Origin of the sequence: Pseudomonas sp. NGC7 (assembly GCF_047159675.1) — a bacterium.
Taxonomy (GTDB): Bacteria; Pseudomonadota; Gammaproteobacteria; order Pseudomonadales; family Pseudomonadaceae; genus Aquipseudomonas; species Aquipseudomonas kermanshahensis.
Map to the genome: position 1 here is coordinate 3,177,366 of NZ_BAAFZY010000001.1, position 9,350 is coordinate 3,186,715.

General features: G+C 62.8%; 12 protein-coding genes. All 12 read left to right on the top strand.

The annotated features are described in order from the left end of the window. The 12 genes from ACMCNM_RS14425 to ACMCNM_RS14480 all read left to right on the top strand — a co-directional run bounded on the left by ACMCNM_RS14425 (nt 1) and on the right by ACMCNM_RS14480 (nt 9,349). The gene (locus tag ACMCNM_RS14425; protein ID WP_412764700.1) at nt 1–1,314 is read left to right on the top strand and encodes a phage major capsid protein; all 1,314 of its coding nucleotides are present in this window, start codon (nt 1–3) and stop codon (nt 1,312–1,314) included. 52 nt (nt 1,315–1,366) lie between these two features. Next, nucleotides 1,367–1,615, top strand: a complete 249-nt coding sequence (locus ACMCNM_RS14430) for a hypothetical protein (RefSeq protein ID WP_189674502.1) — start codon at nt 1,367–1,369, stop codon at nt 1,613–1,615. A 2-nt stretch (nt 1,616–1,617) separates the two neighbouring features. Continuing rightward, a complete protein-coding gene (locus ACMCNM_RS14435; protein WP_186680402.1) occupies nt 1,618–2,169 on the top strand; it encodes a hypothetical protein in 552 nt (183 codons plus the stop codon). Between the two features lie 208 nt (nt 2,170–2,377). After that, complete coding sequence (locus ACMCNM_RS14440) at nt 2,378–2,545, top strand: hypothetical protein (protein WP_412764701.1); 168 nt, start codon at nt 2,378–2,380, stop codon at nt 2,543–2,545. Next, complete coding sequence (locus ACMCNM_RS14445) at nt 2,538–3,041, top strand: hypothetical protein (protein ID WP_412764702.1); 504 nt, start codon at nt 2,538–2,540, stop codon at nt 3,039–3,041. The genes ACMCNM_RS14440 and ACMCNM_RS14445 overlap by 8 nt, the downstream gene beginning before the upstream one ends. A gap of 29 nt (nt 3,042–3,070) precedes the next feature. Then, on the top strand, nt 3,071–3,664 hold the full coding sequence (locus ACMCNM_RS14450; RefSeq protein ID WP_186680411.1) for a hypothetical protein: 594 nt from the start codon (nt 3,071–3,073) through the stop codon (nt 3,662–3,664). Between the two features lie 4 nt (nt 3,665–3,668). After that, nucleotides 3,669–3,860, top strand: a complete 192-nt coding sequence (locus tag ACMCNM_RS14455; protein ID WP_412764703.1) for a DUF2635 domain-containing protein — start codon at nt 3,669–3,671, stop codon at nt 3,858–3,860. Then, nucleotides 3,860–5,344: a phage tail sheath subtilisin-like domain-containing protein gene (locus ACMCNM_RS14460; RefSeq protein ID WP_412764704.1), complete on the top strand. Its 1,485-nt coding sequence runs from the start codon at nt 3,860–3,862 to the stop codon at nt 5,342–5,344. The genes ACMCNM_RS14455 and ACMCNM_RS14460 overlap by 1 nt, the downstream gene beginning before the upstream one ends. 56 nt (nt 5,345–5,400) lie before the next feature. Further along, nucleotides 5,401–5,748: a phage tail tube protein gene (locus ACMCNM_RS14465; RefSeq protein ID WP_186680421.1), complete on the top strand. Its 348-nt coding sequence runs from the start codon at nt 5,401–5,403 to the stop codon at nt 5,746–5,748. Next, nucleotides 5,745–6,041, top strand: a complete 297-nt coding sequence (locus ACMCNM_RS14470; RefSeq protein ID WP_412764705.1) for a phage tail assembly protein — start codon at nt 5,745–5,747, stop codon at nt 6,039–6,041. Before ACMCNM_RS14465 ends, ACMCNM_RS14470 begins: the two co-directional genes overlap by 4 nt. Nucleotides 6,042–6,170: 129 nt before the next feature. Beyond that, the gene (locus ACMCNM_RS14475; protein ID WP_412764706.1) at nt 6,171–8,093 is read left to right on the top strand and encodes a phage tail tape measure protein; all 1,923 of its coding nucleotides are present in this window, start codon (nt 6,171–6,173) and stop codon (nt 8,091–8,093) included. Further along, nucleotides 8,090–9,349 carry a DNA circularization protein gene (locus ACMCNM_RS14480; RefSeq protein WP_412764707.1) on the top strand — a complete coding sequence of 420 codons (1,260 nt, stop codon included), beginning with the start codon at nt 8,090–8,092 and terminating at the stop codon, nt 9,347–9,349. Before ACMCNM_RS14475 ends, ACMCNM_RS14480 begins: the two co-directional genes overlap by 4 nt. Nucleotide 9,350 lies beyond the last annotated feature (1 nt).

A 9,350-nucleotide genomic window follows, 5' to 3' on the forward strand; every position in this document is an offset into this window, starting at 1 on the left:
ATGTCCCTCGTAACTCAACTGCGTAGCGAACGCGCCACCATCAATGGTCAGATCCAGGCCCTGGCCCAGCTGGAGGGGGCCGGTACCGCACTGAGCGCAGAACAGCTCTCCCAGTTCGAGCAGCTCAGCACCCAGTTCAATCAGCTGACGGAGAAGCTTGCGCGCGCTGAGGCGGCCGAGCGTATGGCGACCGCGAGTGCGGTCCCCGTGAACGAAGGCGCTCAAGGGCTGAACGGCCCGCCCGGCAGTATCAGCGGTCCATTTGCAGCGAAGCCGGTGCCGGGTGCCAACATGGCGCAGATGGTCCGCGTGCTGGCCGCTTCCCGCGGCGATCAACAGGCAGCCGCGAAGTTGGCCGCCGACTCGGGCTACAACCCTGAAATCGCCATGGCGCTTAGCACCGTGACGCCGGGCGCCGGCGGGGTGCTGGTGCCGCAGAGTTTCTCCAGCGAAGTCATCGAGCTGCTCCGGCCAAAGTCGGTGGTTCGCAAGCTCGGGTCGGTTTCGCTGCCACTAGAAAATGGCAACCTCACTGTTCCGCGCATCAAGGGCGGTGCGGTGGTGGGGTACATCGGTACTGAGGAGGATATGCCTGCCACCGATATGCAGTTCGATGACCTCAAGTTGTCGTCGAAGAAGCTGGCGGCTCTTGTTCCGATCAGCAATGACCTGCTGGGGTACTCGGGTACCAACCCGAACGTGGATCGCCTGGTAGTGAATGATCTCACCGCCTCGGTAGCCCTGGCAGAAGACCTGTCCTTCCTGCGCGGTGCTGGTACCGGCAACCTGCCCAAGGGCCTGCGTTTTTGGGCGCCGGCCTTCAACGTGTTCGCAGCGCCGGCAGCTGTAACCCTGGAAGCAGTTGAGTTGGCGCTGTCCGCCCTGATTCTGCGCTTGGAGAACGCCAACTCCAACATGACCTCACCGGGGTTTGTCATGGCGCCCCGGACTAAGCGCTGGCTGGCTGCGCTGCGTGATGGCAACGGGAACAAGGCTTACCCGGAGCTGGATCAGAACATGCTGAAGGGCTTCCCAGTCGGCTCGACTACTCAGATCCCCATCAACCTGGGGGCCGAGGGCGATGCTTCGGAGATCCACTTCGCGGACTTTGCCGACTGCTTCATCGGTGAAGACGATGCCATGGTCATCGATTTCAGCAAGGAAGCCACCTACAAAGACGGCAGCGGCAACGTGATCAGTGCATTCCAACGCGATCAGACCCTCGTCCGCGTAATCGCCAAGCACGACTTCGGGCCGCGCCACGTTGAATCGGTCGCAGTGATGACCGGTGTCAAATGGGGTAGCACCCTGTAACGCAGTACGCCCGGTCCGCCGGGCACTCCTTTCCAAATTCCAGGAGCACCTCATGACCAAAGTAATTGTTACTTTTGACAAAAACTGGCGCGGCTATGCCGCTGGTGAAACTGCTGGCTTCGAATCAAATGTGGCCGAAGGGCTCATTGAGGCGGGCTATGCCAGCGAAGCGGGCAAGCAGGCGAAGAAAGCCAAACCTAACACTGGCTCCGCTGCCGCGCCAGGCAAAGATAATGGTGGCGACGCTACCGGCGCTGCGGGTAAGTCTGATGACTCAGCGGACTCTGACGGCAAGCCTTAATCATGGCACGCCGCATCGCTTACACGGGGGCGCCCGTGCTGACATTGGAGCAGGTGGCCTTTCAGTGCCGCGCTGAGCCAGAAGATCTGCAGCCCGAGCTGATCAATCAGATCATCATCCCAGGCGTTACAGCACAGGGGGAGTCGAGGACGGGCGCGGCAATACGAGAGGCGCTCTACGAAGAAGAATGGCCGGCGCACTATCCGTCAGGTCACTTTCTGGATGTCGGCCAGGCGGTCGCTGTCGAATCCGTCTTGCTCCTCGGCGCTATCGGCGCACCGGTGGAGTTCACAGGTGCAGTTGAGCTCATTCACGGTGGCAAGGAAAGCTACCTGGCATTTCCCGGCGGCCGACCTGAGGGCCGTCTGCGCATCCGCTACCGTGCAGGCGTTGACCTGCAGGCGCATCCTGGGGTTGTGAGCTGGCTGCTGATGGCTGCCGAAACGGCATTCGCCCAACGCGGGCTGTTGATTGTTGGCCAAACGCTGACCGAGGTTCCTTCGGGGTTTGTCGACCACTTACTGGCGGATATCACTGTTCCGCCGAGGTTCTGAGCATGGCTAGCTCGATAGGCACACGCGAGCCGGAATCCGGCGAGTTGGACCGGCGCATCACTATTCGGCTGCGCGAAGACCTGCCTGTTGAGGACGCAGATCTGGATGCGGTATTCACTCAGCCTCGTCACCGCTGGGCCAAGATCCGCGCCGTCGGCACAGCGGTCTACACCGACAGTGTCCAAACGGACGACACATCACACATCGGATGTGGGTTCGACTGCTGGGCGGCGTCACGACCTCGCATGAGGTGGTGGCGGGCGGCGTGATCTACCGCGTCAAGCGCTGCGCCCCCTGGGGGGCAGGGAAGCGCTTCACCCTGATCGAAGTTGAAGAACTCGGCCAGCAGCAGGCAGGAGGAGGGATCTATGGCTAACTCGGCTTCCGTCGACGGCTACTTGCACATCGAGGGCTTCGACCAGTTCGGGCGTGAGATCTTTGACAAGAAACAGATCAGGAAAGGGATGCGCAAGGCTGGTCGCCTGGTCAGCCGCCGTGCCCAGCTGAACCTGGCCTTGGCCCGTGGACAAGACAACTACCCGGTCAGCCGAACCGGCAGGACCGTCGAGTCGATCACGTTCAAGGTCTCCCGGGCTGGTTTCCTGGTGAAGATTGCGCCGCGAAAGACCTCGTCCATGAAGGACTACTACCCGACCTACCTGCATTACGGCGTGAAGCAAGGGTCTCGCGTTCGTGGGCTCACATCCGGCAAGCGCCGCGGTAAGGGCGAACGTGCCGCAGCTCTCGCAGAGCGGGCTGCAAGCGGATGGCGCATCGCGCCACGGGCGAACTACATGGAAGACGCCCTGCAGGACGAAAAAGAGCAGGTCCAGTCGATCCTCAAAGCAGCCTTCGCCGCCGCGTTGCGCTGACCATCAGGCCTTTCGGGCCGGTAATCAGTATGAAAATCTCCCCCGTGATCGCGCATTTGCGCGAGTACTGCCCGAGCCTGGCTGACAGGATTTCGGGCGGCATCGACCTCGATGCCGTTAGCTCGTCCACGCTGCTGAAGAACCCCTCGGCCTATGTGATCGCCGCTGATGACAAAGCCGGCGAGAACAAGGCGCAGAACGCGGTCACTCAGGATATCGAGGATCGCTTTGAGGTGGTGTTCGCCATGGACACCAAGGACGAGCGCGGCCAGCAGGCCGCCGACTTGCTGCATGACTTTCGCAAAGAGCTGTGGCGGGCCTTGGTCGGCTGGCGACCTGGTGACGAGTACGACCCCATCGTCTACGACGGCGGCGGATTGGTGCTGATCAACCGTGCGCGGGTGGTCTACCGCTTCAGCTTCTCGGCTGGCTTCCAGCTGGGCCGCAACCGCGGCAGTGAGCCCGCTGAAACCTGGCACGAGTTCGAGCTTGATGGCCTCCCGCCGCTGAAGGGCATCGACTTCAGCCTGGACAGCCTGGATCCGAAAGACCCCAACCACACCTCGCCTGGGCCAGATGGTCGAGTCGACGTGCGCTTTTCCACCGAACTACCACAAGGGTAACCCCATGACTCTAATCACCGTGTATCCGGTAGACGGGCGCGTCACGCCCGACCCGGCCATGGGCGATGCGGTGCCGGCCGAAGGGCGCACCGTGGAACTCGATATCTACTGGCAGCGCCGCCTGAACGATGGCGACGTGACCGACGAAAAACCCGCCAAGGCGAAGGCCAAGGCCGCCATCGGGAGCGCTGAATAATGGCCGTCAGTTTCAACAGCATTCCCAGCGACCTCAAGGTGCCGCTGTTCTATGCCGAGGTCGACAACAGCCAGGCCAACACGGCCACCGGCGCAATGCCGCGGCTGATCGTCGGTCAGGTCAACGATGACGCCGTGGCCGCCGAAATCGGCAAGCTGACGCTGGTCCCCAGCCTGAGCTTGGCCAAGAGCATCGGCGGCGTCGGCTCGATGCTGGCCGAGATGTACGACACCTGGCGTGCCATCGACCCGGCCGGGGAGGTGTGGTGCCTGCCGGTGAAGGTCACCGGCACCAAGGCGACCGGCAAGGTGGCCGTCACGGGCACCGCCACTGCCGGCGGGCAGATCAACCTGTATGTAGCCGGGCAGCTTGTGCGAGCCACCATCGCCAATGGCGCCACGGCAGCGGCGACCGCCACGGCCATCGCTGCAGCGGTCAACGCGGCCGGCCTGTCGGTGTCGGCGGTGGCGGCGGCCGGTGAAGTCACCCTGACTTGCCGCTGGGCGGGCCTGAGCGGTAACGACATTCAGCTGCAGCTGAACCGGCAGGGACGCGCCAATGGCGAAATCACCCCGGCTGGGCTGACCGTTACCATCACGGCGCTGGCCGGCGGCGTGGGTACACCTGATCTGGCGGCCGCCATCGCGCTGCTGGGGGATGAGCCTTTCGAATTCCTGTGCGGGCCGTGGGCCGATGCCACCTCGCTGGATGCCTGGAAGTCGCTGATGAACGACAGCAGCGGCCGCTGGAGCTGGTCGCGGCAGCTGTATGGCCACGTCTACACGGGCGTGCGCGGCACGCTGGGCGAGCTGGTTGCCTTGGGCGACACCCGCAACGACGCGCACGTCACCGTGTACGGCTTTGAAAAGTCATGCCCGGACCCGGTATGGCGGCAGGTGGCCGCGTACGCGGCGCGGCAAGCCGTTTATATCTCGGCCGACCCGGCGCGGCCGACGCAAACCGGTGAGCTGAACGGCATCACCCCGGCGCCGGCGGGCGAGCGCTTCATGCTGACCGAACGCCAATCGCTGTTGAGCCACGGCATTGCCACGGCCTTCGCGCAAAGTGGTGCCCAGCGCATCGAGCGCGCCGTGACCACCTACCAGAAAAACGAGTACGGGCAGACCGACAACTCGTATCTGGACAGCGAAACGCTGCACCAGTCGGCCTACATCATCCGTTCCCTCAAGGGCCGGATTACCAGCAAGTACGGCCGGCACAAGCTGGCCAACGACGGTACGCGCTTCGGCGCCGGTCAGGCCATCGTCACCCCGGCGGTGATCCGCGCGGAACTGATCGCCGGCTACTTCATCCTTGAGCAGATGGGCATCGCGGAGAACTCCGACGCCTTCGCCAAGTACTTGGTGGTGGAGCGCTCCACCACCGATCCGACCCGCGTGAACGTGCTGTACCCGCCGGACCTGGTGAACCAGCTGCGGGTGTTCGCCCTGCAGTACCAGTTCCGCCTGCAGTATCAGGTGTAAGTCAAACCGATCCACCAAAGCCCGCCAATGTGCGGGCGTTTTTGTAGGAGACGCCCATGGGCAAGAAAGTCGCGGGCACCGTTTACATCAAGGTAGACGGAACCCAGTTCACCGTGACGGGTGGGGTCGAGGCCCCGCTGAGTGACAAAAAGCGCGAAACCGTCGCGCCGGGCTTCTTCAAGGAAGAAGACCTGCCGGGCTACGTGGTGGCCACTGTGGTCGCTGACCCTGACCTGCCAATCGCGCAGCTGATGGCGGCCACTGACGCCACCGTCACCGCCGAGCTTGGCAATGGCTGGGTCTACGTACTGTCCGGCGCGTACATCGTGGAAGAGCCGGCCGCCAAGGGCGATGACGGCACCATTGATTTCCGTTGGGAAGGCACCAAGGGGGTGTGGCAATGAAAGAAGTGATCAAGCTGTCCGCGCCTATTACGGCGCACGGTGTGGAAGTGACCCAGTTGGAGCTGCGCCGGCCCACCGTTGTAGAGGTGCGTCAGCTCAAAGTGTTGCCCTACAAGATTGACGGCGACGACTCGGTCTCCTTGGACATGGACGTGGCGGCCAAGTACATCGCTGTGTGCGGCCATATCCCGCCGTCGTCGGTCAACCAGCTGGATATTTCCGACCTGAACACCGCCGCCTGGGTGGTGGCTCGTTTTTTCTTGACGCCGGCGTCAGCGACGTTGACGGCCTGATTGCGGTTGCCTACGACCTCGCATGGGTCTGGAAATCAGACCCTGAGCAGGTGATGGGCCGGACGTTGGACGTGGTTCTGGAGGCCGTCATGCACAGCCAGCGCATAGCGGAAACGCTGAGGGGGGAGGATGGCTGACAAGTTCCAGCTCAAGGCGCTTATTACAGGCGTCGACAAGCTGTCACCGACCCTGGCGGGCGTGCGCAAAAACATTTCCGCGTTCCGCAAGAACCTGGAAAGCACCGGCCTCGGCAAGATCGGTTGGAGCGATATTGTTACCGGTGGGGCCATGGCGGCCCCGTTCATTGCCGGTGCGCGCGCGGCCATCGACTTTGAGTCGCAGATGGCCGATGTGCGCAAGGTGGTCGACTTCGATACGCCTGACCAGTTCAAGAAGATGGGCGACGACATCGGCCGGATGTCCGAGCGCTTACCCATGGCCGCGACAGATATTGCCAAGATCGTCGCGGCCGGCGGTCAATCGGGAATTGCCCGTGATGAGCTGCTGGGCTTTGCTGAAGCGGCGGTCAAGATGGGCATTGCCTTTGATCAGACCGCCGATGAAAGTGGCGACATGATGGCCAAGTGGCGGACCAGTTTCAAACTGACGCAAGGGGATGTTGAAACCCTGGCCGACAAGATCAACTACTTGGGTAACACCGGCCCGGCCAACACCAAACAGATTTCCGACATCGTCACCCGCATCGGTCCACTGGGCGAGATTGCCGGTCTGGCGTCGGGGCAGATTGCCGCGCTGGGCGCGACTATGGCTGGGGTGGGCGTTGAGCAGGACGTGGCCGCTACCGGTATCAAGAACTTCATGCTGGCCATGACCAAGGGATCGGCGGCCACCAAGGCCCAGGCCAACGCTTTCAAGGCGCTGCGGCTGGACTCGAAGATGGTATCCAAAGCCATGCAGGACGATGCCCAAGGCGCGGTGCTGGATATCCTCGATCGGATCAAAACCATCGACAAGGACAAGCAGGCGGGAATTCTATCCGAATTGTTCGGTACCGAGTCCATCACCGCGATTGCGCCGCTGCTGACCAACTTGGATCTGCTCAAGGGCAACTTGGCCAAGGTCGGGGACGCCTCTAAATACGCGGGCTCCATGGAGGGCGAATATTCCTCGCGGGCGGCTACCACGGCCAACAACATGCAACTGTTGCGTGGCAGTGTGATGAGTGTCGCCCGGGAGGTCGGCAATGCTTTGCTGCCGGGTATCAATGCGGTGGTTGACCAGCTACGCCCCTGGATATCGCAGGTAGCGGATTTGGTGCGCAATAACCCGCAACTGGTGCGTGGCATCGTCATTGCCGGGGCAGCGTTCACCGCACTGAGGGCAGCGGTGTTTGCTGCAATGGTGGTCACTCGCTTGTTAGGCGTGGCCTTTGCGGCAACGCCAATCGGCCTCATCGCCGTGGGCATCGCGGCAGCGGCCGGTCTGATCGTCGCCAACTGGGAGAAGGTCGGGCCGTTCTTCACTGCGCTGTGGGATTTGATCCGGGCGGCGGCGGTGCCAGTGATGGACATGATGAAGACCTTTTTCGAATGGACGCCATTAGGTCAGATCATCAAGTACTGGGGGCCAATCAGTGCCTGGTTCAAGAAGCTGTGGGTGGGCATAAAGCCTTACATTGAGCCGCTGCTGAAGTTCATGGGCATGGAGGATGGCGGGCCAGGCATCACCGCCAAGGTGACGCAAATGGCCGAAGCGCAGAGGCGCCGTAATGCGGGTGAAGGTGGTGGCACGGGTGATTTCCTGGTGGCTAATGCCGGCGTGAAGGTCAAGGCCGCCCAGGAGCAACGCGCCCAGCAATTCGGCATCACCCCCGGTGCGCTGCTGAAAGCGCCGGGTCAACTGCCCGATCCGGGCTCGCTGCTGCGGCAGTCTTCGGCGGCAGCCGGCAAGACCCAGTTGAACGGTGAGTTGCGTGTGCTGTTTGAGGGCGCACCGCCGGGCACGCGGCTGGAGGGGGCAAAGAGCAGTCAACCTGGCGTGACCGTAACGCCGCAGAACGTCGGCCGCCGAACCATGGGAGGTTCGCAATGAGTGAATGGCGTGATTTGCGCCGCGAGGCCTCGTTTCGCGGCGTGCCTTTTCTGGTCGACAGCGACAGTGTGCCGGTCGGCCGGCGTACCCAGTTGCATGAGTACCCGAAGCGCGATCAGCCCATGGTCGAGGACATGGGCCGGCAAACGCGGGAATACAAGTTTGAAGGCTTCGTGGCTGGCAGCGACTTCATCGCCCAGCGTGACCGCCTGCTGGACGCGCTGGACAAGCCCGGGCCGGGTGAGCTGATACACCCCTGGTTTGGGCGGCTGACCGTCACGGCCGGCAAGTGTGAAATCTCCCATGCGCGCAATGAGCTGGGCATGGTGCGGTTCAACTTGTCGTTCATCGACGGCATGTTGACCTTCCCGGTGCAGACGGTGAATACCCGCCGTCAGCTGATTGCCCATGTGCCGAGCTTGCTGGAGAGGATCAAGGCGCGCTTTGACGCGGTAATGGCCAAGGTCAATTGGGCGCGACAGCAAGTCAACAAGGTGCGCCGGGCCATTTCCAGCGCCTATGCCTTCGCTATCAACTTCCTCAAGCCGCTGACGTCCCTGGTGGCCGATGTGGGAGCGTTCGTGCAGTCGGTCATCAATGCCCCCGACGCCTTGGCAGCCAGCCTGCTGAGCGATCTGGCGAGCGTTGAACGCTGGTTCAGTGGGTACGGGTCAAGTGGTTCGCTGCATGCGTCCAAGAGCAAGGCGCAGGCCATCGTGGCGCTGTCTGCCGAGCGGCCCGCGACCGATGATCCTGACATTGCCCTGATCCAGTCCGCAGTCATTGGCCTGGTGCAGGACGCGGCCGTGGTCGACCTGCTGTTGAACATGGCCGAAGTTCCGGTGGCCAGCGTCCAGACCGTCGCGCAGCCGGCGGCGTTGAGCGTTCAGCTTGAGCAGCAAGGGGCGACAGTCGACGCCGCCGGCGCGATGGTCGCAGGGGTTCCGATAGCGGATGACATTATCGCGGCCAGGGACGCCATCAGTGAGGCGATGTGGGTTGTTGCGGGGGAAAGTACCCCGGAGCACTTCGGCGCGTTCAGTGACGCTCGTTTGGCCTTGGATCGGCATTTGACCCAAGTGGCCCGCAGCGGGGTTTGGCTGCGCCCGTATCAGCCGCGGCTAACGGTGTCGTCGCTGGTCCTGGCCCACCGCCTGTACGGCGATGCCCTGCGCAGCGCCGAAATCGTCTCGCGCAATGCGATTCGCCACCCGGGCTTTGTGCCTGCCGTAGAACTGCAAGTCGCCAAGAGTTAAG

What these genes read in the sequence shown, in the direction of transcription:
- ACMCNM_RS14425 (WP_412764700.1), top strand. Translation starts at nt 1, where the DNA reads ATGTCCCTCGTAACTCAACTGCGTAGCGAACGCGCCACCATCAATGGT.
- ACMCNM_RS14450 (WP_186680411.1), top strand. Translation starts at nt 3,071, where the DNA reads ATGAAAATCTCCCCCGTGATCGCGCATTTGCGCGAGTACTGCCCGAGC.
- ACMCNM_RS14435 (WP_186680402.1), top strand. Translation starts at nt 1,618, where the DNA reads ATGGCACGCCGCATCGCTTACACGGGGGCGCCCGTGCTGACATTGGAG.
- ACMCNM_RS14440 (WP_412764701.1), top strand. Translation starts at nt 2,378, where the DNA reads ATGTGGGTTCGACTGCTGGGCGGCGTCACGACCTCGCATGAGGTGGTG.
- ACMCNM_RS14460 (WP_412764704.1), top strand. Translation starts at nt 3,860, where the DNA reads ATGGCCGTCAGTTTCAACAGCATTCCCAGCGACCTCAAGGTGCCGCTG.
- ACMCNM_RS14465 (WP_186680421.1), top strand. Translation starts at nt 5,401, where the DNA reads ATGGGCAAGAAAGTCGCGGGCACCGTTTACATCAAGGTAGACGGAACC.
- ACMCNM_RS14455 (WP_412764703.1), top strand. Translation starts at nt 3,669, where the DNA reads ATGACTCTAATCACCGTGTATCCGGTAGACGGGCGCGTCACGCCCGAC.
- ACMCNM_RS14475 (WP_412764706.1), top strand. Translation starts at nt 6,171, where the DNA reads ATGGCTGACAAGTTCCAGCTCAAGGCGCTTATTACAGGCGTCGACAAG.
- ACMCNM_RS14470 (WP_412764705.1), top strand. Translation starts at nt 5,745, where the DNA reads ATGAAAGAAGTGATCAAGCTGTCCGCGCCTATTACGGCGCACGGTGTG.
- ACMCNM_RS14480 (WP_412764707.1), top strand. Translation starts at nt 8,090, where the DNA reads ATGAGTGAATGGCGTGATTTGCGCCGCGAGGCCTCGTTTCGCGGCGTG.
- ACMCNM_RS14445 (WP_412764702.1), top strand. Translation starts at nt 2,538, where the DNA reads ATGGCTAACTCGGCTTCCGTCGACGGCTACTTGCACATCGAGGGCTTC.
- ACMCNM_RS14430 (WP_189674502.1), top strand. Translation starts at nt 1,367, where the DNA reads ATGACCAAAGTAATTGTTACTTTTGACAAAAACTGGCGCGGCTATGCC.